We start from the raw sequence: 21,865 nt of genomic DNA, 5'->3' as shown, positions 1-21,865 counted from the left end.
CGGCAGGCCACCCGACCTCGGGGCCGACACCGGACCGCCGCCCAGGCGCTGCGCATGACGTTCACTGCGGGGCTCGGCATGGGACTGGGGCTCGTCGTGGCGAGCGCTGTAGACCCGGGGTGGGGTGGGCACAGCGGTGGTCTCCCGCTGGCACAGATGACCTACCTCGAGCTGTCGACCCCGTCGCTCAGCTCCGCGGGCGCACCCGGGCGCCCGCTGCTCGACGGCGTCCCGCTGCCGTCCGTGCCTGACGACGCCGGCCCCGACCGGCTGCGCCCCGCCGTCGATCCCGGACCGGGGGTGCCCTACGCATTCTCCGAGTACGACGGGCTGGGCGCCCCCGTCCGGGTCGACCCGTGCCGGCCCGTGCACTACGTCGTCCGTGCTCGGAACCTCCCGGCGTCGGCCCTGGAGGCGCTCCGGGCTGCGGTGGATGAGGTCGAGCGGCTCTCCGGACTGTCCTTCGTCGAGGACGGCGCCGTGGACGAGGCGCCGACCCTGGACCGGGCGGCGATCCAGCTCGGGGTGTACGGGGACCGGTGGGCTCCGATGCTCATCACCTGGTCCTCTCCCCAGGAGTACCCCACCCTGGCCGGATCGGTGGCTGGGCTCGGCGGCGCTGTCGTCGTGGAGGTGCCCGCGGGCGACCGCCCGCGGATCGTCAGCGGGTCCGTGATCCTCAACGCCGAGGTGCTGGACCCGATGCTGACGACGAGCCAGGGACGCCGAGACGTCGAGCTGGTCCTCGTGCACGAGCTGGGGCACGCCCTCGGGTTGGCGCACGTCTCAGACTCCTCGGCCCTCATGTTCGACGGTCCGATCACCGCTACAGGCCCCGGCCCGGGCGACCGAGCGGGGTTCGCCCTGGCGGGGGCGGGGGAGTGCCGCGATGACACCTGACCACGCCAGCGGCGCGGACGACGTGACCCGGACGACCCACCCTCGGCGGGCGGGCAGGCAGGGCCGGACCGTCCTCGTGCTCTCCGGGCTGGGTGTGCTCGTCGGCTGCCTCGTGCTGCTGGGACGGGTCGCGGCGGCGAACCCGGTCGGATGGGGCGAGGTCACCGTCCCTCCGCAGGCCCCCCGTCCCGTCCTGGCAGCGGGAACCGACCCGGCCCCACCGGCCGGCGTGGAGTCCGCAGGCGGGGCGGCGCTCTCCGCGAGAGCCCCGACCGGTGCGGGCGACGGCGCGGGGGACGTCCCTACGACGCTGCAGCTCGACGGCGCTTGGGTTGAGCGGGTCGCGGCCGCGAGCGGGATTTCCGAGCGCGGACTCACCGCCTACGCCCGCGCCTCCCTCCTGCTGGAGGCGGAGGACCCGGCGTGCCGGGTGGGGTGGACGACCCTGGCGGGCATCGGCGCGATCGAGTCCGGGCACGGCACCTTCGGCGGGACCTCGCTGCGCGCTGACGGGCGCACCGAGACACCCATCCTCGGTCCGGCGCTCGACGGACGTCCCGGCTTCGCCGCGATTCCCGCCACCCCGCAGAGCACCGCCTTGCACGGCGACCCGCAGTGGGACCGGGCCATGGGGCCGATGCAGTTCATCCCCTCGACCTGGGCGCGGTGGGCCTCGGACGGCGACGGCGATGGGACCTCCGACCCGCACGACCTCGACGACGCGGCGTACACGGCCGCCCGGTACCTGTGCGCCGCCGGCGGTGACCTGAGCACGTCGCAGGGCTGGGGGCCGGCGATCCTCAGCTACAACAGGTCGCAGGAGTACGCGCTCGACGTGCTGGCCCGCGCCAACCACTACACCGAGGTGGCGTCAGGTGCCTGACGGCGCCCGCACCCCGGCGCGGGCCCCGGACGACGCCGACCCGACCCCAGACGTGGTCCTGGGGGGCCGCTACCGGCTGGGGCGGGTGCTTGGGACGGGCAGCTCGGCCACGGTCTATGAGGCCGTGGTCCTCGAATCGGTCGTCCTCAAGCCCGGCGCTACGCACCCGACGGGGGTCGACAGCGCCGAGCGGCGGGTGGCCGTCAAGGTGCTCCACCCCCACGTCGCCACGGACGCCCAGGCCCTGGCGGCCTTCGCGGGGGAGGCGCGGTCCGCCGCCCAGGTGCACCACCCCGGGATCGCGGCGGTGCTCGACGTCGGGCAGGACCAGATCGCCGGCGAGCCTGTGGCGTGGATCGCCATGACGCTCGCCCCTGGTGGCACGCTGGCCGACCTCATGGCGTCCTCGCCCCACGGGCTCCGTACCCTCGACGCGCTCGACATCGCCGCCCGGGTGCTGCACGCGCTCGCGGCCGCGCACGCGGTGCCGCTGGTGCACCGCGACGTCTCGCCCCGCAACGTCCTGGTCGAGGTGAGCGCCGATGGGCAGGTCCGGGGGGTCACGCTGCTGGACCTCGGGCTGGCTCGGGTGCCCGGGACGGTACCGGAGGGGATGGGCGTCGGCGGCACGGCCGCTGACGGCGCGGGCGCACCGGAGGAGACGGTGGCCGGGTCGGCCGCGTACATGTCACCCGAGCAGGCGCGAGGGCACTCGGTCGACGCTCGCAGCGACCTCTACGCTGTCGGCGCCCTGCTCCACCTCATGCTCACCGGCCATCCGCCCTTCGAACGGTCTGACGACCGGTCCGTCCTGCAGGCTCATGTCGGGGCACCCGTCCCGTCGCCGTCGGCCCGCCGCCCCGGCCTGTCGCGGTCGGTGGACGAGGTGGTGTCTCGGGCACTGTCCAAGAACCCCGCCGCGCGGTGCGCGTCGGCGCTGGAGATGTACCAGGCGATCACGGACCTCCGCGAGGAGGAGCTGGTGAGCACGGGGGGGGAGGGGTCCGAGCTACGGGTCCACCCGCTCGATGGCCGCAGCGGCCCCGCGCACGTCCCGGCGTCACGGGGCGCAGGGCGTGGCGGACCTGTCAGCCGGGACGCCGCGCACCTCCGAGGCGCCCTCCGGCAACCCGGATCCCCGGACCCAGGGGCGTCGGCTCACCCGCGAGGGGGAACCCGTCATGAGGGCAATGGGCGCCGGGAGGGCCTCCGTGGTCCTGCTCGCGCTCGTGGTGGCGCTCGGGGGGATCGGGTGGTTCGCCGCCATCGAGCAGCCGCGCGCAGCCGGCGCATCGGCGACGACATCGCCCGCGAGCCCCGAGCCGGAGACGACGGAGCCCGAGCCGGTCCCCCTCGCGCCCGCCGGACCCGACGCAGACGTGCTCGAGCTCCCCGCCGGGCCCGTCGAGGTGAGCGTCCCCGACATCACGGGCCTGGGGCTGGCCGAGGCCACCGGGAACCTCACCGCGCTGGGTCTGGTGGTGGAGGAGACGACGGCGGACGGGGTCGCCCCGCTGGGTACCGTGATCGCGAGCGACCCCGCCCCAGGCGCCCGCGTCGCTCCGGGCAGGGTCGTGAGACTGACGACCGCCTCCGGTTCGTCGACGGTCCCCCTGGTCACGGAGCTGTCCTCGGACCAGGCCGCCGCGGCGGTCGTAGGCGCCGGGTTCGTCCCGTCGCTGGTGGCCCGCGCCGACGCCAGGGTGCCTGCCGGCCATGTGGTCGTGACCGACCCGGTTGCTGGCACCCGGTTGCCGCTCGCCTCCGTCGTGGCCGTGGTCGTCTCGGACGGACGGCCGGCCGAGGCCACGCCCCATCCCTCGGCGACGCCGACCACGAATCCCCCACCCGAGCCGCCCCCCGGCGCGACTCCAGGTCCGTCACCGGCACCGACACCGACCGGTGGACCGACGGACGGACCGCCCTAGGATTCGAGTGCGCAGGCTGTCGGTGGAATGATGAACCCCATGACCGAATCAGCGAGCCGTCCGCACCTCTCCGCGTCTCCGCAGGCGGTGAGCCCCTTCGAGCCCGAGGGGATCGTCTGGCAAGGTGTCTCGGCCAAGTTGGCGACCGCACGGTTCATCCTGCTCGGCGTGTTCTTCGGCGTCCCGCTCATCGCGCTCGTGGTGCTGGCTGTCGTCCTGCCCCAGGCCGGCCCGTGGCTGTGGATCGGCGCAGCGGTGGTCGCGGTGCTCACGGCGTGGATCGCCGTCGTCATCGGGCGGCAGGTCCGCGCGATCGGGTTCGCCGAGCGCGACGAGGACCTGCTCATCCGCAAGGGCGTCATGTTCCGGAGCCTGGTGGTGGTGCCCTACGGCCGCATGCAGTTCGTCGATGTGACCGCCGGCCCGCTCGCCCGCAAGCTCGGCATCTCTTCCCTCCAGCTGCACACGGCCTCTCCCGGGACCGACGCGACGATCGACGGGCTGGTCCCGAGCGAGGCGGCCCGGCTCCGCGACCGGCTCGCCTCCCGCGGCGAGGCCAAGCTGGCCGGACTGTGAGCGACATGCTCCCTCCGTCTCCGTCTCCGTCTCCGTCTCCGTCTCCGTCTCCGTCTCCGTCCTCCCCGGACACGGCCGTCTCCGGCGCGCCCGGGCCGGACGCCCCGCCCTCCGGCCTGGACTGGAAGCGCCTGCACCCGGTCACCCCGTTGGTGCGCGGCTGGGCGGTGGTCGCGGTCCTGCTGGTCGTCGTCGGGCAGCGGTCGATCGAGAGCGCGCCCGAGGGTGGTATCCCGGTCGATGCCGGCAACTGGTGGATCTTCGCGTCGGGGTTCGCCGTGGCGGCGATCATCGGCGGTGTCTACGCCTGGCTCTCCTGGCGGGTGACCCGGTACGCCTACGACTCCGACGCGGTGTACGTGCACTCTGGCATCCTCTTCCGGCAGCAGCGCAAGGTGCGCCTGGACCGGCTCCAGGCGATCGACATCGTCAAGCCGCTGCTGGCCCGCTTCTTCGGGCTCGCCGAGCTCAAGCTCAGCGTCGCCGGCGGCGGGGACTCCGGCGCGAAGCTCGGGTTCCTGCGCGACGCCGAGGCGAACCAGCTGCGCAACGTCCTGCTCGCCCGGGCCGCAGGTCTGGACGAGACGCCCGACGGCGAGCTCATCCCCGAGGCCCCCGAGAGCGAGGTGCTCCAGGTCCCGCCGGGCCGGCTGGTCGCGTCGCTGCTGCTCTCCGGCGCCACGATCGTCTTGTTCCTCATCATCGTGGGTGCGGTGGGCGCTGTCGTCGCGGCGCGCAGCGCCGCCCCGCTCGCGTCGATCCTGCCGGGCCTCATCGGTGTCGGTGCCTACGTCGCGTCCCGGTTCACGACCGAGTTCAACTTCACCGGGGCGATCTCCCCGGACGGCATCCGGCTGCGTCACGGCCTGCTCGAGACCCGTTCCCAGACGATCCCGCCCGGGCGGGTCCAGGCGATCCGGCTGACGCAGGGCCTGCTGTGGCGCAAGGCCGACTGGTGGCGTGTCGAGGTCAACGTGGCCGGCTACGCGGAGTCCTCGGACGGCAACCAGGCCGGGACCGTGCTGCTCCCGGTCGGCTCCCGCGAGGAGGCGCTGCGGGCGCTCTGGCTCGTCCTGCCCGACCTCGGTGTGGAGGACCCACGTCCGATGCTCGAGGCGGCGCTGAGCGGATCGGGTCCGGGCGAGGGGTTCACCACGAGCCCGCGCGCTGCCCGGTGGGTCGACCCGCTGGCCTGGCGGCGCAACGGCTACCGGGTCACGGACCGGGGCCTGCTCATCCGCCGTGGCCGGCTGACCCGGCGCCTCGAGGTCGTCCCGCACGAGCGGACCCAGTCGCTAGGGCTTGAGCAGGGCCCCCTCCAGCGTCGTCTCGGGATCGCGACCTTCGTGCTGCACTCCACCCCGGGTCCCGTCTCGCCCCGGGTGCCGCACCTGTCCGACGCCGACGCCGCGCACCTGCTGCGCGCCCAGGCCGACCGCGCCCGCGCCGCCCGTACGCAGGCCGGACCGGAACGCTGGATGCAGGCCCCAGCCACCGAGCACCTCCCGGTTCCCGCCCCACCCGCCCCACCCGCCCCACCCGCCCCACCCGCCCCACCTGCGCCACCCGCCCCACCCGCTCAGCACGACGACGAGCCGGTGACGAAGGACCTGCCGTGAACCTGGACGGTCTCGACGGTCCCCGCAAGCCGGGCCGCCTCGGCGTGGGGATCGTCGGCGGCGGGCGCGTCGGTGCGGTGCTCGGCAGCGCCCTGCGCGCGGCCGGGCACGCGATCGTCGGGGCGAGCGGGATCTCGGCCGAGTCCCTCGAACGCATCGACGCCCTGCTGCCCGGTGTCCCGGTCCTGGAGGTCCGCGACGTCGTCGAACGCAGCGAGCTCGCTCTCCTCACCGTGCCCGACGACGTGCTGCCCGGCCTGGTCGCCGGCCTCGCCGAGCTCGGTGCGTGGCAGCCCGGCCAGCTCGTGGTGCACACCTCGGGGCGCTACGGCACCGACGTGCTCGCCCCGGCCCGCGCCGCCGGTGCCATCCCGCTGGCCATCCACCCGGCGATGACGTTCACCGGGACCTCCCTCGACCTGTCCCGGCTGGAGGGCACGACCTTCGCGGTCACAGCCCCCGGCCCGGTGCAGCCGATCGGTCAGGCGCTCGTCGTCGAGCTGGGCGGGGAGCCGGTGATGATCGACGAGGGCGACCGCGGCCTGTATCACGCCGGGCTCGCGCACGGCGCGAACCATCTGGTGATCCTCGTGGCCCAGGCCGCGCAGGCGCTCCAGGTCGCCGGCATCGAGAACCCTGGACGTGCGCTCGCCCCGCTCCTGCATGCCGCCCTCGACGGTGCGCTCCGCGCCGCGGACGGGGTGAGCGACCCGATCCGGACCCTGACCGGCCCGGTCTCCCGCGGCGACGCGGGGACCGTCGCCGAGCACCTGGCGGTGCTCGCCGACCTCGCCACCCACCGCGAGGCGAGCGACACCGTGGAGAGCTATCGGGTGCTCAGCCGCGCCGCGACGATCCGGGCGCTGAGCGCCGGACGGATCAAGGAGGCCCAGGCCCAGGCGCTGCTCGACGTGCTCAACACCCCCCAGAAGGACACCTGATGGCCCCCGCCCCCACCAAGCCCTTGGTCGTCACCACCCGAGCCCAGCTCGCCGAGGCCCTCACCCCCTCGGTGGACGAGCCTGTGGACGGTGCGGTGGACCCGACCGGGAAGGTGGGGCGGGCCGTCGTCATGACGATGGGGGCGCTGCACGCCGGGCACCTCGAGCTCGTCCGGGCGGCGGTCCGGCTCGCCGACCAGGTCGTGGTGACGATCTTCGTCAACCCCTTGCAGTTCGGCCCCGGCGAGGACTTCGAGCGCTACCCCCGGACCCTCGACGCCGACGTCGCGCTGCTCGCCACGGCCGGCGCCGACGTCGTCTTCGCCCCGTCGCGAGAGGAGATGTACCCCGGTGGCGCCCCGATCGTGACCGTCTCCTCGGGGCGGTTCGGCACGGTCCTGGAGGGGAGCTCGCGCCCCGGGCACTTCGACGGGGTGCTCACGGTCGTGCTCAAGCTCCTCCACCTCACCGCTCCCGACGTCGCGGTGTTCGGGGAGAAGGACGCCCAGCAGCTGCTGGCGATCACCCGGATGGTCGCCGACCTCAACGTCCCCGTCCGCGTCCACGGCGTCCCGATCGTCCGCGACGACGACGGCCTCGCCCTGTCCTCGCGCAACGCCTACCTCGCCGCCACCGACCGGGCCCACGCCCTCGCGCTCTCCGGCGCGCTGCGCGCCGGGCGCGAGGCTGCGGCGTCGGGCAGGGACGCGGTCGGTGTGCGCGCGGCCGCGGAGGGAATGCTCGCCGCGACCCCCGGCGTTGTAGTGGATTACCTGGCGCTCGTGGACCCGACTACCGTGGAGACTGTTCCACAGGCCTACGTCGGTCCGGCCCTGCTGCTCGTGGCAGCCAGGGTGGGGGCCACCCGACTGATCGACAACATGGCGGTCGAGCTGCTCGCAGCTCCCCAGCCCGCCAACCCAGGAGGCACCCAGTGACGTCCTTGCAGCGTCCCATGATGATCGGCAAGATCCACCGCGCGACCGTGACGCAGGCGGACCTGCACTACGTCGGCTCGATCACGATCGACGTGACCCTGCTCGACGCCGCAGACCTGTACCCCGGTCAGCGGGTCGACATCGTCGACGTGACCAACGGCTCCCGCCTGACGACGTACGTCATCCCCGGCGAGGCCGGGTCCGGGCAGGTCTGCATCAACGGGGCTGCGGCGCACCTGGTGCACCCCGGTGACACGATCATCGTCATCGCCTACGGCATGATGGCCGACGCCGAGGCCCGCCACTACCTCCCCCACGTCGTCTTCGTCGACTCCGGCAACCGCATCGTCGAGGTGTCCGAGGAGCCCGGGCTCGTGCCGTCCGGCTACGACCTCGAGCCCAGCGGGCTGCCCATCACCCCCTTCCAGGTAGTTGCCGCCCCACAGGCGCTCGGCGCCGACGCGTGAGCACCGGCGCCGTCGACCCGGTCACCCCGGTCATCCCCGTCTCCCTCGTCACGACCCTGGCGGCCCCCGAGCCCGGGTGGACCACCGAGGCCGACGTCATCGTCGTCGGCTCCGGGATCGCCGGGCTGACCGCCGCCCTCGAGCTGCGCTCCCGGGTGCCCCGGGTGCTCCTGGTGACCAAGGGTGAGCTGTCCTCGGGGTCGACCGTGTGGGCACAGGGCGGCATCGCCGCGGCCCTCGCCCCGAGCGACTCCCCGGCCGCGCACCTGGAGGACACCCTGGTGGCCGGCGCGGGGGTCTGCGACCCGCGGGCCGTCGAGGTGCTCGTCACCGAGGGCCCCGCGCGGGTCCGTGAGCTCGTCGCGCTCGGCGCGCTCTTCGACACCGACGGCGGCGGGGAGATGTCGCTGACCCGCGAGGGCGGCCACCACGCGGACCGCATCGCCCACGCCGGCGGGGACGCGACCGGCGCGGAGATCTCCCGCGCCCTGGTCGCCCAGCTCGAAGCCGTGCGCAACGACCCCGGCATCGAGATCATCGAGCACGCCCTCGTCATCGACCTGCTCACGAGCGCCGGACCGGTCACCCCGGCCACGCCCGACGGCGAGCGCCGCGCCGCCTGCGGGGTCACCCTGCACGTGCGCGGGGAGGGCAGCCGGGACGGCGTCGGTGCTGCCCGGGCCCGCGCCGTCGTGCTCGCCACCGGCGGGATCGGTCAGATCTACGTGTCCTCGACGAACCCGCCGCAGGCCACCGGTGACGGCATCGCTGCTGCCCTGCGGGCCGGCGCCCCCCTCGGGGACCTCGAGTTCGTCCAGTTCCACCCGACCGTGCTGTGGCTCGGCAGCGGCGCCCGCGGTCAGCTGACCCTCATCTCCGAGGCGGTCCGCGGGGAGGGTGCCTACCTCATCGACACCGACGGGCACCGCTTCATGCCCGCCGTCCACGAGATGGCCGAGCTGGCCCCCCGGGACGTCGTGGCGCACGCGATCGTGCACCAGATGGCCGTCACCGGCTCGGACCACGTCTTCCTCGACGCCCGCCACCTGGGCGCGGACTTCCTGCGCAAGCGGTTCCCGACGATCACCGAGCGGCTGCTCGACCAGGGCTTCGACATCACCGAAGAGCCGGTCCCGGTCGCCCCTGCCCAGCACTACCACTCCGGCGGGGTCATCACGAACCTCGACGGGCGCAGCGGGGTGCGCGGGCTGTACGCGATCGGGGAGGTCGCGTGCACGGGTGTGCACGGGGCGAACCGGCTCGCCTCGAACTCGCTCCTGGAGGGGCTCGTCTTCGCCCACCGGGCCGCCGCCGACATCGCCGCCCGGATGGCGGCGGGGGAGCTGCCGCTCAAGGAACCGGTCGCCCGCCCCGGACCGACGGGTCTGGTCATGGCCGCCACCCGGTCGCGGATCCAGCGCGTGACGACCGACGGGTCAGGGGTGCTGCGCTCGGCGGACAGCCTGGCCACCGCCGCGCGCAAGCTCGCCGCGGTGCGCACCGACGCCAACTTCCCCGAGGCGATCGCCGGTGACCTCAGCGCCCAGCCGCAGACCGCGGAGTGGGAGACGAGCAACGTCCACCAGGTCGCCTCGGTCCTCACCGCTGCGGCTGCCGTGCGCACGGAGAGCCGGGGTGGGCACTTCCGCACCGACTTCCCGGACCGGGACCCGGCCTGGGAGCGCCGGGTGGCCGTCCAGCTGGAGGACGACGGCACCTTGACGGTGACCGCCCCCGCGGTGATCCCCGCCGCCCCCGACCCCGCGCCCCCCGCCGCGCCCCTCGCCGCGCCCGCCCCCACACCCGCCCCCACCCCCGCCCCGCCCCGCTGAGTGCGGTCGAACGGCTGCCTCCTGTCCGATGTGGGCAGCCGATCGCCCGCACTCAGCGAGGGGCGGGTAGGTTTGGGCGGGTGACTTCGACCTCGCTCCCCGCCGCGTCCGGCCCCGCCCCCACGCCAGCCCTCACCTCCGGGCTCGACCCGGCGTGGGTGACCGAGACGGTGCGCCGCACCCTCGACGAGGACCTGGGAGGCTACCCCGGGCGGGACGTGACGAGCCAGGCGACGATCGCGGCGTCGTCGGGCGCGGTCGCCCACCTCATGGCCCGCGCGGACGGCGTGGTCGCCGGGCTCGACGTCGTCCAGGAGACGGTCACCCAGGTCAGCGACCGGTTCGGGCTGGCGCCCGTCACGGTCGTCCTCGACGTGGCCGACGGCGCGCGGGTCACCGCAGGTCAGCGCCTCGCCGTCCTCACCGGCCCGGTCCAGGCGATCCTCGTCGCCGAGCGGTCCCTGCTCAACCTGGCCAGCCGCGCCTCCGGGGTCGCCACAGCGACCCGTGCGTGGGCGGACCGGCTCGACGGGACCGGCGCGATGGTCCTGGACACCCGCAAGACCACCCCAGGCCTGCGCGCGCTGGAGAAGTTCGCGGTCCGGGCCGGCGGCGGCACCAACAAGCGCATGGGCCTGTACGACGTCGCGATGGTCAAGGACAACCACATCGTCGCCGCCGGGTCGGTCGCGGCTGCGATCGACGCCGTCCGCGCGGCCTTCCCGGACGTGCTCGTCCAGGTCGAGGCGGACACCCAGGATCAGGCCGTGGAGGCGATCGGCGCGGGCGCGCGCTTCCTGCTCCTGGACAACATGACCACGCCGGTGCTCAACGCCACGGTCGCCGCCGTCCGGGCGCTGGAGGCCGAGGTGGGCCAGGTCGAGCTGGAAGCGACCGGGAACCTCACCCTGGACCGTGCGGGCGAGGTGGCTGCCACCGGGGTCGACTACCTCTCGGTCGGCGCACTGACCCACTCCGCACCGATCCTCGACCTGGCGCTCGACCTCGTCTCACGCTGACCGTCGGTGCGCGGGCCCGCCGCCGTCCGATCATCGCGGGCGCACGACTAGGATTACCGAGTGACTTCTGAGCAGACCGTAGCCCCCACACAGCCCACCACCGCCACCGGCGACGAGGACCTCCCCGAGCAGTTGAGGGTGCGCCGGGAGAAGCGGGACCGGCTGCTCCAGCGCGGCGAGGAGGCCTACCCGGTCTCGGTGCCGCGCACGCACACCATCGCCCAGGTCCGTGAGCAGTACGCCCACCTCGCCCAGGGCGAGGAGACCGACGACCTGGTCGGTGTCGCCGGCCGGGTGGTCTTCCTCCGCAACTCGGGCAAGCTGTGCTTCGTGTCCCTGCAGGACGGCGAGGGGAACCGGCTGCAGATCATGCTCAGCCTCGCGGTCGTGGGGGAGGAGTCTCTCGCGGCCTTCAAGACCGATGTCGATCTCGGCGACCACCTCTTCGCCCACGGTCGGGTGATCAGCTCCAAGCGCGGTGAGCTGAGCGTCTTCGCCGACTCCTGGCAGATCGCTGCGAAGGCCCTGCGCCCGCTCCCGGTGCTGCACAAGGAGCTCTCCGAGGAGGGGCGCGTGCGCCAGCGCTACGTCGACCTCATCGCCCGTCCCGCAGCCCGCGACGCTGCGCGTCTGCGCGCGGGCGTCGTGCGATCGCTGCGTGACAACCTCCACCGGCGCGCGTACCTCGAGATCGAGACGCCGATGCTCCAGACCATTCACGGCGGGGCTGCCGCGCGACCATTCACGACGCATATGAATGCCTTTGATATGGACCTCTACCTGCGCATTGCCCCCGAGCTGTTCCTCAAGCGGGCGGTCGTCGGAGGAATCGAGCGGGTCTTCGAGATCAACCGAAACTTCCGCAATGAGGGGGCCGACTCGACCCACTCACCGGAGTTCGCAATGCTCGAGGCGTATGAGGCGTACGGCGACTACAACACGATGGCCGCCCTCACGAAGGACCTCATTCAGACGGCCGCGGACGAGGTGCTCTCCACGACCGTCGTCACGCTCCCGGACGGTTCGGAATATGACCTCGGCGGAGAATGGGCCGAACTGACGATGTATGGGTCGTTGTCGGAGGCGCTCGGTGAGGAGATCACTCCCGAGACCACCGTCGCGGAACTCCTGGTGCACGCGGGACGAGCAGAGATCACGATGGACCCCAAGCGGGTCAGCCACGGAAAGCTCGTCGAAGAGCTCTGGGAGCACCACGTCGGAGATGCTCTCTACGCGCCGACCTTTGTCCGTGATTTCCCGGTCGAGACGTCCCCCCTGACTCGGGACCACCGGTCGATCCGCGGGCAGGTCGAGAAGTGGGATCTGTACGTGCGCGGATTCGAGCTCGCGACGGCCTATTCCGAGCTTGTCGACCCGGTCATCCAGCGGCAGCGGTTCGAGGCGCAGGCGGTGCTCGCCGCGGCCGGTGACGCCGAGGCGATGGTGCTCGACGAGGACTTCCTCACAGCGATGGAGTACGCCATGCCGCCGAGCGGTGGCATGGGCATGGGCCTGGACCGCCTGCTGATGGCCATGACCGGCCTCGGTATCCGCGAGACGATCCTCTTCCCGCTGGTCAAGCCGCAGCGCTGAGGCCCGACCGAGCCGTCCGGCCTGCCCCGCCCCCCTCGCGGCGTCGAGGTGGCGGGCGGCCGCGGGGCCGCAGACGGCGCACGCCCCCCCGGCCGCGCGCCGTCCGCGTGGCGGCACACCTCCGGGCGCGCCGTAGAGTGGATCTGTGAATACGTTCTGGAGTGCCCTCGCCGCGTTGGTCCCCTCGCTCGGTGTGGGCGTCATCTTCTACTTCGCAATGCGCTTCGTGGTGCGCGCCGACCGCAACGAACGCGCCAATCTCGCCGAGCTCGACCGCCTCGATGCGCAGGCTCGTGATGACAGCGAGACGACTCCGGGAACTCCGACCGCCGCCTAATGTCACGCACCAAATTCCTGAGCGTTTGACGCCCGTCGAATATGGGTGTGATGATTGCCTCTCGACGATCTATCAAATTGTGAGGTGTCCCAGTGGCTCAGAAGGTTCAGGTCATTCTTGTCGATGACCTCGATGGCGGAAGCGCTGACGAGACCGTCACGTTCTCCCTTGACGGTGTCTCCTACGAAATCGACCTCTCGACCGGGAATGCCGCCGCTCTGCGCGACTCCCTTGCGTCCTGGGTCGGTCACGCTCGAAAGGTCGGCCGTTCCGCTGCCGCCCGTCCTGCGCGTCGTGCCGGTCGTTCCGGCGGTTCCTCTGACGCGAACGCGATTCGCGAATGGGCTCGCGAGAGCGGTATCGCCGTGAGCGAGCGCGGACGTATCTCCGCAGAGACCAAAGCAGCATATGCGGCAGCTCACTGAGAGCTGCTCGACGAGCTGCTCGACCGGATGAGTGGGTGGTGAGTCCTCGGACTCACCACCCACTTCTCTGCCATGACGTGCGTCCTGTCGGCGTCTGCCCCCGATCCCCAGAGGTGAAGCTGTGCAACGGTTGATCATCGGTACCTACCCCACGGGCGAGACGCCAGACTCGGGCGAAGGGCTCTGGGAGGTTCACCTCGACCCGGCCTCCGGCGGGCTGAGTGGCGCCCGGCTGGTCGTGGAGACGGCGTCCCCCTCCTTCGTCGCGCTCCACCCGGACGGCCGGACGGTCTTCGCGGTCGCTGAGCTCGACGAGGGACGCGTGACGTCGTTCACGCTCACCGGTGGCGCCCTCGAGGAGCGGGAGAGCCGCCCGACGGGCGGGGTGCACCCCTGCCACGTCGTCGCGCGGGAGGGGGCCGTGTGGGTCACGAACTACAGCTCGGGCACCTTCACCGTCCTGAGGCTCGACGCCGACGCCGCCTTCACCGGCGACGTCGCGTCCTTCGGGCACACCGGGTCAGGACCGGACACGGATCGCCAGGAAGGACCGCACGCCCACTTCTGCCTGCCCGCACCGAGCGGGGACGGTGCGTGGGTGGTCGACCTGGGAACCGACGAGATCCGCCGGTACGCGGAGGGCGCCGCCGCAGGTATCGCCGCGCGTCTGCCGGCCGGCGCCGGCCCGCGGCACGCGGTCACCCACCCGGGCGGCACGGTGTTCGTCGTCGGCGAGCTCGACTCCCGGGTGCACCTGCTGCGCGCCGACCCGGCCTTCGGGGAAGCCGGGGAGCCCGGGGAGACCGGGCAGGCGGGGGAGACGTGGCAGGCCTACGCCTCCGTCCCCGCCTGCGTGAGCGCTGACCCGGGGACCGGGTCCTTCCCCTCGCACGTCGCGCTCAGCCCCGACGGCTCGCGGCTCTACGTCGCGGTCCGTGGTCCGGACGTGCTCTCGACCTTCGCGGTCGCCGCCGACGGCGCGTCGATCACCCACCTCGCCGACACCCCGATCGGCGGGGTGTGGCCGCGCCACTTCGCCGTCGTGGCCGCGGGTCCTGCTCAGGGTGCTGACCGGGGCGATCTCGTCGTCGTGGCGAACCAGAACTCCTCCACCCTCGCGGTGCTCCGGATCGACCCGGTCACCGGCGCGGGGACGATCACCGACCGGCTCGACCTGCCGGCGCCGGCCTGCGTGCTGCCGGTCTGACCCGCCCGCCGCGGGCAGGCCGCAGCCCAGACCACGCAGCACGCACAGATGCCGGTGGGATCCGCAGGGGGATCCCACCGGCATCGGCGAGTGGAGGGGAGTCAGACGACCGGCGGACGGCTCAGCTCGACCTGGACGAGGCCGGCGACCACCGGCAGGCAGTGACCACAACCGCCACCCGCCCGGGTGACCACCTGCACGTCGTCGAAGCTGGCACATCGTCCCGACCGAAGGACTTCCCGGATCTCCCCGGCGCTGACGTTGTTGCAGCCGCACACCAGGTGATCGTCGGTCAGGGCCTCGCACTCGGCGGCGGGAGCGGGGACAACCGGCTGGGGCTGCTCCGGGCTCTCGTCGAGCATGAGGCGCAGGGCTGCGAGTGGGTCCGCTGTGCGCTGAGGCGCTGCCTGCTGTTCCATGGATCAATCGTCCCTGACGCACCGCCTTCGCGGTAGGACCTTCGACCCTCGCGCACCCTGCCGCGGCGCTCCTCGCTCCGACGACCCCCGTCCCGGCCCTGCCTCGAGTCGCTGTCCGGTGCCATCCCACCCCGCCCCGGAGAGGTGGGAGACTGGGGTATGCGTACAACCCCTGGACGGCTATGACCAACGACTCGCCCCGCGTGGCGATGCTCTCCGTCCACACCTCCCCGCTCGCTCAGCCCGGCACGGGCGACGCCGGCGGCATGAACGTCTACATGACCGAGCTGTCCGCGGCCCTCGCCCGGCGCGGGGCGAGCGTGGAGATGTTCACCCGCCGCACCTGCTCCGCCCAGCCCGACGTCGTCGAGGTCGCCGACGGCATCCTCGTGCGGCACATCACCGCCGGTCCGTTCGAAGGCCTCGACAAGAACGACCTGCCCGGCCAGCTCTGCTACTTCACGGCCGGTGTGCTGCGCACGGAAGCGGCCCGCCGGGCCGGCTGGTACGACGTCGTGCACTCCCACTACTGGCTCTCCGGGCAGGCCGGGATGCTCGCGGCCGACCGGTGGAACGTCCCGCTGGTGCACGCGATGCACACGATGGCCCGCGTGAAGAACCTCACCCTCGCTCCGGGCGACGTCCCCGAGCCGATGGGACGGATCATCGGGGAGGAGCAGGTGGTCGCGGAGGCGGACGCGCTCATCGCGAACACCCCGGCCGAGGCTGACGACCTCATCACCGAGTACCAGGCGGACCCGGCCAAGGTGCACGTGGTCACCCCCGGCGTCGACCTGGAGACGTTCTCCCCGGCCACCGCCTCGGGCCCGGGCAGCAAGGCCGCCGAGCGTGCCGGCCTGGGCCTGGACCCCGCCGGCAAGATCGTCGTCTTCGCCGGCCGGGTGCAGCTGCTCAAGGCGCCCGACGTGCTCATCCGCGCCCTCGGCGTGCTCGCAGACCACGGCGAGGTGGTGCCGACCCTGGTGATCATCGGCGGCGCGAGCGGGCGCCCGACGGCGCTGCGCGAGCTCGAGGCGCTCGCCTACCAGGTGGGGGTCAGCGAGAACGTCCTCTTCCGCCCGGCGGTCCCGCGCACCGAGCTCGCGCGCTGGTTCCGCGCCGCGGACCTCGTCGCGGTCCCCTCGCGCAGCGAGTCCTTCGGCCTCGTCGCGGTCGAGGCGCAGGCGTGCGGCACACCGGTGGTCGCGGCCGACGTCGGCGGGCTGCGGACGGCCGTCGAGGACGGCACGTCCGGCGTCCTGGTCCCCGACCACGACCCGCACCGCTGGGCCAAGGTCCTCACCGAGCTGCTGCACGACGACGTCCGTCGCGCCGCGCTCGCGCGCGGCGCACTCGCGGTGGCGGCCCGGTTCCGCTGGGACACCACGGCCGAGGAGACCCTCAAGGTCTACTCTCTCGCCGCGCGCGGCTGACCCCGACGCAGCCGGCCCGACCAGGAGGCGTCCATCGGTCGAAAGGCCCATGCGCGTCGAGCCGAGGATGCGGCAAGATAGGGACCATGACATACACCCTTGTGCTGCTCCGCCACGGCGAGAGCGACTGGAACGCAAAGAACCTGTTCACCGGCTGGGTCGACGTGCCCCTGTCCGAGAAGGGCACCGGCGAAGCCAAGCGCGGCGGCGAGCTTCTCAAGGAAGCCGGCATCCTGCCCGACGTCGTGCACACGTCGCTCCTGCGCCGTGCGATCACGACCGCGAACCTCGCGCTCGACGCCGCGGACCGCCACTGGATCCCGGTCAAGCGCAGCTGGCGCCTCAACGAGCGCCACTACGGTGCGCTCCAGGGCAAGGACAAGAAGCAGACGCTCGCCGAGTTCGGCGAAGAGCAGTTCATGCTGTGGCGTCGGTCCTTCGACGTGCCGCCGCCCGCGATCGAGCTCGGCTCGGAGTTCTCCCAGGACAGCGACCCCCGGTACGCCGACGCCCCCGTCGTGGCGACCGAGTGCCTCAAGGACGTCCTCGAGCGCGCCCTGCCGTACTGGGAAGGTGAGGTCGTCAGCGACCTGCGCGCCGGCAAGATCGTCCTCGTCGCCGCGCACGGCAACTCCCTGCGCGCGATCGTCAAGCACCTCGACGGCATCTCCGACGAGGCCATCGCCGGGCTGAACATCCCGACCGGCATCCCCCTCGTCTACGAGCTGGACGAGAACTTCGTCCCGGTCGTCAAGGGCGGTCGTTACCTCGACGCCGACGCTGCCGCAGCCGCGGTCGCCGCAGTCGCCAACCAGGGTCGCTGACCCCGGTTCTTCCGACCTGCACGACGAAGGGCGCATCACCCACAGGTGATGCGCCCTTCGTCATGCGGAGCGGCCTCGCCGAGCTCGTGTCCGGCCCGCCCACTCGTGTTCCCCTCGCCGGCCTCGTGACCGGCCCGCCGAGCTCGTGTTTGCGCCGCCGAACTCGTGAGCGAGAACGGTTCAGAGCCGAGGACGGCCCGTCGCTCACGAGTTCGCCGAGCCATTCACGAGCTCGGCGGGGCCTTCGGGCCGGGGCCGGGGCCTGGCGGCCCGGCGCCGGCCCGGCGCCGCTTCGGCGCGGGTTGGGGCTAGGCGGAGATCGTGGGGACGCCGCGCTCGTCGGCGAAGTCTCCGGTCACCAGGTACACGACCCGGCGGGCGATCGAGACGCCGTGGTCGCCGAACCGCTCGTAGTAGCGCCCGACGAGCGTGACGTCGATGGTCGCCTGGGCGTCACCGGTCCAGGCGTCGGTGAGCAGGGCGGCGAAGGTGTCCTGGTGCAGCTGGTCCAGGAGGTCGTCGTCGCGCTCGATGTTGGCAGCGACGGTGAGGTCGCGGGTGGCCAGGAGGGTCGTGGTGCGCTGTGCGACGCGGGTCGCGGCGTCGTGCATCGCGGCGAAGGTGGGCTCGACGCCGGGGGCGATGGCGTGGCGGGGGTAGCGGCCACGGGCGACCTGGGCGATGTGCCGGGCGAGGTCGCCCATCCGCTCCAGGGTCGCGCTCATCCGCAGCGCGCTGACCACGATGCGCAGGTCGGTGGCCACGGGCTGCTGCTTGGCCAGCAGCAGCACGCACCGTTCGTCGAGCTCGCGCTCGATCTGGTCGATCGCCCGGTCGTCAGCGATGACGGCCTGAGCAAGCTGCAGGTCCGCGGTGAGCAGAGCGGTGCCCGCGCGGGTGACGGCAGACTCGACCAGGCGGCTCATCTCGGTCAGGTCATCACCGACCTGCTTGAGTTCGGCTTCGAAGATCTCGCGCATGTGTTCCCTCTCGTGGTGTGGTGCAGCGGCAACGATGACAACCTCAGGTGTGGGGCGTACGGCGCGAGGGTGAACGACGCACCGACTCCAGGTGAACACTTCACGACGTCGCCCCGCAGCCGCCGCGGATTGCCGCGGTTCCGAACGTCGCGACCAGGGGTGTCCGTCCTGGTCTGTGCGGGGCAGCAGGGCGAGGACCGTAGGGTGGTCGGCGTGGATGGACTTCAGATCGTAGTCGCTGGTCTGCTCGGTCTTGTGACCGGAGTGGCCGCGACCCTCGCTTTCCGGGTGAGCGAGCATCAGCTGCGCACGGTCCCCGAGCAGCCGCCGGCTGAGCTCGACCCTGGCGTCGTCCGGGTGCTGGCGATCCTGCGGTCCGCCGCGGTCGTGCTCGACTCGGACAACACCGTCATCCGGGCGAGCGCCCCGGCGTACGCCCTCGGCCTCGTCCGCGGAGACGTCATCGCCCACCCCGCCATCCAGGACATGATCGACGCCGTCCGCCGCGACGGGGTCATCGCCGACGAAGAGCTCGAGCTGCCCCGCGGACCGGTCGGTCGCGGACGCGTCATGCTCCAGGTCCGGGTCGCCAACATCGACACCGAGCACGTGGCGGTCCTCGCCGAGGACCGCACCGAGGCCCGGCGCATCGAAGCCATCCGCCGCGACTTCACGGTCAACGTCTCCCACGAGCTCAAGACCCCCGTCGGGGCCATCTCGCTGCTCGCCGAGACGATGCAGGACGCCGCGGACGACCCCGAGGCGGTGCGCCACTTCGCCAGCCGGATGCAGCAGGAGTCGACCCGGCTCGCCGCCCTCGTGCACGAGATCATCGAGCTGTCCCGGCTGCAGGTCGCCGGGGCGCTCCGGGAGATCGCGGTGATCAGCGTCGACGCGGTGATCGACGAGGCCGCCGACCGGGCCCGCGTGGTCGCCGCGTCCAAGGACATCACGCTCGCCCTCGGCGGGGACTCCGGCCTGACCGTCTACGGGGACCACTCCCTGCTGGTCACCGCCGTGCGCAACCTGCTCGACAACGCCGTCGCCTACTCCGGGCCCAACACCCGGGTCGGGGTGGGGGTCAAGCTCGTGGGCGACCTCGTCGAGATCGTGGTCGTGGACCAGGGGATCGGGATCTCCCCCGCTGAGCAGAGCCGGGTCTTCGAGCGGTTCTACCGGGTGGACCCGGCACGCTCGCGCGACACCGGCGGCACGGGCCTGGGCCTGAGTATCGTCAAGCACGTCGCCGCCGACCACGGTGGGGACGTGAAGATCTGGTCCGAGCCCGGCCGGGGATCGACCTTCACCCTGCGGATCCCGGCCGCCCACCCGGACGGCGCCCCGTTCAGCCACCTGTCCGCGTCCGACCCCGTCGACGCGACCACCCCGTCCGACCCCACCACCCCGTCCGACCCCAACGATTCACCCGACTCTCAGAAAGAGGTGGATGCGTGATCCGCATCCTGGTCGTCGAGGACGAGGAGTCCTACCGCGAACCGCTCACGTACCAGCTGACCCGCGAGGGCTTCGACGTCGTCGCCGTGGCCACCGGCCCCGAGGCGCTCGCCGCCTATGACGCGGGCGGCGCGGACCTCGTGCTGCTCGACCTCATGCTGCCCGGGCTCTCGGGCACCGAGGTGTGCCGCGAGCTGCGTCAGCGCGGGGACGTCCCGGTCATCATGCTCACCGCCAAGGACGGGGAGATCGACAAGGTCGTGGGCCTCGAGCTCGGCGCGGACGACTACGTCACCAAGCCGTACTCCTTCCGCGAGCTGCTGGCCCGGGTGCGTGCGGTCCTGCGTCGGCGCCAGCCGGCGTCGGAGTCCGAGGACGACACGGCCGAAGACCTGCTCACCACGGGCCCGGTGGTGATGGACGTCGAGCGGCACGTCGTCACGGTGCGCGGGGAGGTCGTGCCCCTCCCGCTCAAGGAGTTCGACCTGCTCGAGTTCCTGCTCCGCAACGCCGGCCGGGTGCTCACCCGCGGCCAGCTCATCGACCGCGTGTGGGGATCGGACTACGTCGGTGACACCAAGACCCTCGACGTGCACGTCAAACGGCTGCGGGCCAAGGTCGAGGCCGACCCGGCGAGCCCCGAGCTGCTGCTGACCGTGCGCGGCCTCGGCTACAAGCTCGTCGAGACCACCTGAGCGTCCCGGCTCCACCCCGCGTGCCCGACGGCGCGTGCCCCACCCGGGCACGCGCCGTCGGGCATTATCGGAGCCCGCAACGGCGCAGGCTCGCCGTGGCGCCGAACTGTCTGCGAACTGTTCATCTCCCGTTCACCCTCGCCACCTCGACGCGTCACCCGGGGTGCTTAGCGTCATCGTTGATCGCAGAACCTCCTGTGACCAAGACTTTGAGGATGGGTAAGACAGTGAAGCGTGTGAACAACCGCAGCCTCGCCAGCATCGCGCTGGTCGGAGCACTCGCAGCAACCCTCACCGCATGTGGTTCCGACGCCACGACGTCGAACACCACGACCGGAGCCGGGACGGACGCCGCGGCGACCGACGCGGCCGCAGACCTCTCGGGCAACCTGGCCGGCGCCGGTGCGAGCTCGCAGGAGAAGGCCATGGGCGGCTGGATGGCCACCTTCAGCCAGACCGCGCCCGACGTCACCGTGAGCTACGACTCCGTCGGCTCGGGCGGTGGCCGTGAGCAGTTCCTGTCCGGCGGCGTGCTCTTCGCCGGCAGCGACGCTGCCCTCAAGCCCGAAGAGCTCACTGCTGCCGAGGCACGCTGCTTCGGCGGCGAGGCCATCGAGGTCCCCCTCTACATCAGCCCGATCGCCGTCATCTACAACCTGCCGGGCGTGGATGCCGACAACATCAACATGTCGGGCGAGACGATCGCCAACATCTTCAACGGCACCATCACGACGTGGAACGACCCCGCGATCGTCGCCGAGAACGACGGCGTCGAGCTCCCCGACCTGGCGATCATCCCGGTCAACCGCTCGGACGAGTCGGGAACGACGGAGAACTTCACGGAGTACCTGGCGGCCGCCTCGAACGGTGCCTGGACCTACGAGGCCAGCGGTGACTGGCCCATCTCGGGCACGCAGTCCGGCAACAAGACCTCGGGTGTCGTCGACACCGTGACCGGTGCCGAGGGTGCAATCGGCTACGCCGACGCCTCACAGGCCGGTGACCTCGGAACCGTGGCGCTCAAGGTCGGCGAAGAGTACGTGCCGTTCTCTCCTGAGGCTGCCGCGATGGTCGTGGACGCCTCCCCGCGTGCCGCCGACGCCACCGACAAGCGTCTCATCGTCGAGCTGGACCGCTCGACCACGGCCGCCGGAGCGTACCCGCTCGTGCTCATGTCGTACTCGATCGCCTGCTCGCAGTACGAGACCGAGGCCGACGCCGCGAACGTCAAGGCCTTCTTCAGCTACATGGCCAGCGCAGAGGGACAGGACCTCGTCTCTTCGGCTGACGTCGCCGGCTCGGCTCCGATCTCGGACGCTCTGCGCGACGAGGTGCTTGCCGCGGTCGAGTCGATCTCGGTCGTCAGCTGACCTGACAAGAACTCCAAGGCCGCG

The 21,865-nt window shown here is 72.5% G+C and carries 21 protein-coding genes and 1 pseudogene; 20 read left to right on the top strand and 2 right to left on the bottom strand.

Going from position 1 to position 21,865, the window contains the following annotated elements; translation table 11 throughout:
• Positions 1–54: 54 nt before the first annotated feature.
• From ACWA15_RS15940 to ACWA15_RS15870, 15 genes and pseudogenes are all read left to right on the top strand, one after another.
• Positions 55–900 (top strand): matrixin family metalloprotease, encoded by an 846-nt coding sequence (locus ACWA15_RS15940; RefSeq protein ID WP_464056459.1) that lies wholly within the window; start codon positions 55–57, stop codon positions 898–900.
• On the top strand, positions 890–1,783 hold the full coding sequence (locus ACWA15_RS15935; RefSeq protein ID WP_464056458.1) for a lytic transglycosylase domain-containing protein: 894 nt from the start codon (positions 890–892) through the stop codon (positions 1,781–1,783). The genes ACWA15_RS15940 and ACWA15_RS15935 overlap by 11 nt, the downstream gene beginning before the upstream one ends.
• Positions 1,776–2,654 (top strand): annotated as a pseudogene (locus ACWA15_RS15930) (serine/threonine-protein kinase); the annotation flags it as partial. The gene ACWA15_RS15935 and the pseudogene ACWA15_RS15930, both read left to right, overlap by 8 nt.
• Before the next feature lie 157 nt (positions 2,655–2,811).
• Positions 2,812–3,711 carry a PASTA domain-containing protein gene (locus ACWA15_RS15925; RefSeq protein ID WP_464056456.1) on the top strand — a complete coding sequence of 300 codons (900 nt, stop codon included), beginning with the start codon at positions 2,812–2,814 and terminating at the stop codon, positions 3,709–3,711.
• 39 nt (positions 3,712–3,750) lie between these two features.
• A complete protein-coding gene (locus ACWA15_RS15920) occupies positions 3,751–4,287 on the top strand; it encodes a PH domain-containing protein (protein WP_464056455.1) in 537 nt (178 codons plus the stop codon).
• A gap of 5 nt (positions 4,288–4,292) precedes the next feature.
• Positions 4,293–5,906, top strand: a complete 1,614-nt coding sequence (locus ACWA15_RS15915; protein ID WP_464059540.1) for a PH domain-containing protein — start codon at positions 4,293–4,295, stop codon at positions 5,904–5,906.
• Positions 5,903–6,847: a Rossmann-like and DUF2520 domain-containing protein gene (locus tag ACWA15_RS15910; protein WP_464056454.1), complete on the top strand. Its 945-nt coding sequence runs from the start codon at positions 5,903–5,905 to the stop codon at positions 6,845–6,847. Before ACWA15_RS15915 ends, ACWA15_RS15910 begins: the two co-directional genes overlap by 4 nt.
• Positions 6,847–7,785, top strand: coding sequence for a pantoate--beta-alanine ligase (gene panC / locus ACWA15_RS15905; protein WP_464056452.1), 939 nt, complete (start codon positions 6,847–6,849; stop codon positions 7,783–7,785). Before ACWA15_RS15910 ends, panC begins: the two co-directional genes overlap by 1 nt.
• Positions 7,782–8,252 carry an aspartate 1-decarboxylase gene (gene panD, locus ACWA15_RS15900; protein ID WP_464056451.1) on the top strand — a complete coding sequence of 157 codons (471 nt, stop codon included), beginning with the start codon at positions 7,782–7,784 and terminating at the stop codon, positions 8,250–8,252. The genes panC and panD overlap by 4 nt, the downstream gene beginning before the upstream one ends.
• Positions 8,249–10,084, top strand: a complete 1,836-nt coding sequence (locus ACWA15_RS15895) for an L-aspartate oxidase (protein ID WP_464056449.1) — start codon at positions 8,249–8,251, stop codon at positions 10,082–10,084. Before panD ends, ACWA15_RS15895 begins: the two co-directional genes overlap by 4 nt.
• A gap of 80 nt (positions 10,085–10,164) precedes the next feature.
• A complete protein-coding gene (nadC, locus tag ACWA15_RS15890) occupies positions 10,165–11,103 on the top strand; it encodes a carboxylating nicotinate-nucleotide diphosphorylase (protein ID WP_464056448.1) in 939 nt (312 codons plus the stop codon).
• 60 nt (positions 11,104–11,163) lie between these two features.
• Positions 11,164–12,696, top strand: a complete 1,533-nt coding sequence (gene lysS, locus ACWA15_RS15885; protein WP_464056447.1) for a lysine--tRNA ligase — start codon at positions 11,164–11,166, stop codon at positions 12,694–12,696.
• A gap of 145 nt (positions 12,697–12,841) precedes the next feature.
• Positions 12,842–13,033: a hypothetical protein gene (locus tag ACWA15_RS15880; RefSeq protein ID WP_464056446.1), complete on the top strand. Its 192-nt coding sequence runs from the start codon at positions 12,842–12,844 to the stop codon at positions 13,031–13,033.
• 92 nt (positions 13,034–13,125) lie between these two features.
• A complete protein-coding gene (locus ACWA15_RS15875; protein ID WP_464056445.1) occupies positions 13,126–13,458 on the top strand; it encodes a histone-like nucleoid-structuring protein Lsr2 in 333 nt (110 codons plus the stop codon).
• A gap of 121 nt (positions 13,459–13,579) precedes the next feature.
• Positions 13,580–14,665, top strand: coding sequence for a lactonase family protein (locus ACWA15_RS15870; RefSeq protein ID WP_464056443.1), 1,086 nt, complete (start codon positions 13,580–13,582; stop codon positions 14,663–14,665).
• 101 nt (positions 14,666–14,766) lie between these two features.
• Here the strand turns inward: ACWA15_RS15870 and ACWA15_RS15865 are convergent, their stop codons facing one another.
• Entirely contained in the window at positions 14,767–15,084 is a 318-nt protein-coding gene (locus ACWA15_RS15865) for a (2Fe-2S)-binding protein (RefSeq protein ID WP_464056442.1), read from the bottom strand.
• A gap of 182 nt (positions 15,085–15,266) precedes the next feature.
• On the opposite strand from ACWA15_RS15865, the gene mshA reads away from it, so the two are divergent.
• Both mshA and ACWA15_RS15855 read left to right on the top strand, forming a co-directional pair.
• Entirely contained in the window at positions 15,267–16,517 is a 1,251-nt protein-coding gene (gene mshA, locus ACWA15_RS15860; protein ID WP_464056441.1) for a D-inositol-3-phosphate glycosyltransferase, read from the top strand.
• An 86-nt stretch (positions 16,518–16,603) separates the two neighbouring features.
• Entirely contained in the window at positions 16,604–17,341 is a 738-nt protein-coding gene (locus tag ACWA15_RS15855; protein WP_464056440.1) for a phosphoglyceromutase, read from the top strand.
• A 308-nt stretch (positions 17,342–17,649) separates the two neighbouring features.
• On the opposite strand, the gene phoU is transcribed toward ACWA15_RS15855, so the two are convergent.
• Positions 17,650–18,321, bottom strand: coding sequence for a phosphate signaling complex protein PhoU (phoU, locus tag ACWA15_RS15850; RefSeq protein WP_464056438.1), 672 nt, complete (start codon positions 18,319–18,321; stop codon positions 17,650–17,652).
• A 204-nt stretch (positions 18,322–18,525) separates the two neighbouring features.
• On the opposite strand from phoU, the gene ACWA15_RS15845 reads away from it, so the two are divergent.
• The 3 genes from ACWA15_RS15845 to pstS all read left to right on the top strand — a co-directional run bounded on the left by ACWA15_RS15845 (position 18,526) and on the right by pstS (position 21,841).
• Positions 18,526–19,776 (top strand): sensor histidine kinase, encoded by a 1,251-nt coding sequence (locus ACWA15_RS15845; RefSeq protein ID WP_464056437.1) that lies wholly within the window; start codon positions 18,526–18,528, stop codon positions 19,774–19,776.
• Positions 19,773–20,471: a response regulator gene (locus ACWA15_RS15840; protein WP_464056435.1), complete on the top strand. Its 699-nt coding sequence runs from the start codon at positions 19,773–19,775 to the stop codon at positions 20,469–20,471. The genes ACWA15_RS15845 and ACWA15_RS15840 overlap by 4 nt, the downstream gene beginning before the upstream one ends.
• A 215-nt stretch (positions 20,472–20,686) precedes the next feature.
• On the top strand, positions 20,687–21,841 hold the full coding sequence (gene pstS / locus ACWA15_RS15835) for a phosphate ABC transporter substrate-binding protein PstS (RefSeq protein ID WP_464056434.1): 1,155 nt from the start codon (positions 20,687–20,689) through the stop codon (positions 21,839–21,841).
• Positions 21,842–21,865: the final 24 nt, after the last annotated feature.

This window comes from Sanguibacter sp. TS_SC_8 (assembly GCF_055361235.1).
This window is presented reverse-complemented; position numbering and strand designations above follow the sequence as displayed.

Excerpts from the sequence above, each read along its gene's own strand:
- ACWA15_RS15915 (WP_464059540.1), top strand. The coding sequence starts at position 4,293 with ATGCTCCCTCCGTCTCCGTCTCCGTCTCCGTCTCCGTCTCCGTCTCCG.
- phoU (WP_464056438.1), bottom strand. The coding sequence starts at position 18,321 with ATGCGCGAGATCTTCGAAGCCGAACTCAAGCAGGTCGGTGATGACCTG.
- ACWA15_RS15920 (WP_464056455.1), top strand. The coding sequence starts at position 3,751 with ATGACCGAATCAGCGAGCCGTCCGCACCTCTCCGCGTCTCCGCAGGCG.
- ACWA15_RS15855 (WP_464056440.1), top strand. The coding sequence starts at position 16,604 with ATGACATACACCCTTGTGCTGCTCCGCCACGGCGAGAGCGACTGGAAC.
- ACWA15_RS15925 (WP_464056456.1), top strand. The coding sequence starts at position 2,812 with ATGGCCGCAGCGGCCCCGCGCACGTCCCGGCGTCACGGGGCGCAGGGC.
- pstS (WP_464056434.1), top strand. The coding sequence starts at position 20,687 with ATGGGTAAGACAGTGAAGCGTGTGAACAACCGCAGCCTCGCCAGCATC.
- ACWA15_RS15935 (WP_464056458.1), top strand. The coding sequence starts at position 890 with ATGACACCTGACCACGCCAGCGGCGCGGACGACGTGACCCGGACGACC.
- ACWA15_RS15940 (WP_464056459.1), top strand. The coding sequence starts at position 55 with ATGACGTTCACTGCGGGGCTCGGCATGGGACTGGGGCTCGTCGTGGCG.
- ACWA15_RS15865 (WP_464056442.1), bottom strand. The coding sequence starts at position 15,084 with ATGGAACAGCAGGCAGCGCCTCAGCGCACAGCGGACCCACTCGCAGCC.
- panC (WP_464056452.1), top strand. The coding sequence starts at position 6,847 with ATGGCCCCCGCCCCCACCAAGCCCTTGGTCGTCACCACCCGAGCCCAG.
- mshA (WP_464056441.1), top strand. The coding sequence starts at position 15,267 with ATGACCAACGACTCGCCCCGCGTGGCGATGCTCTCCGTCCACACCTCC.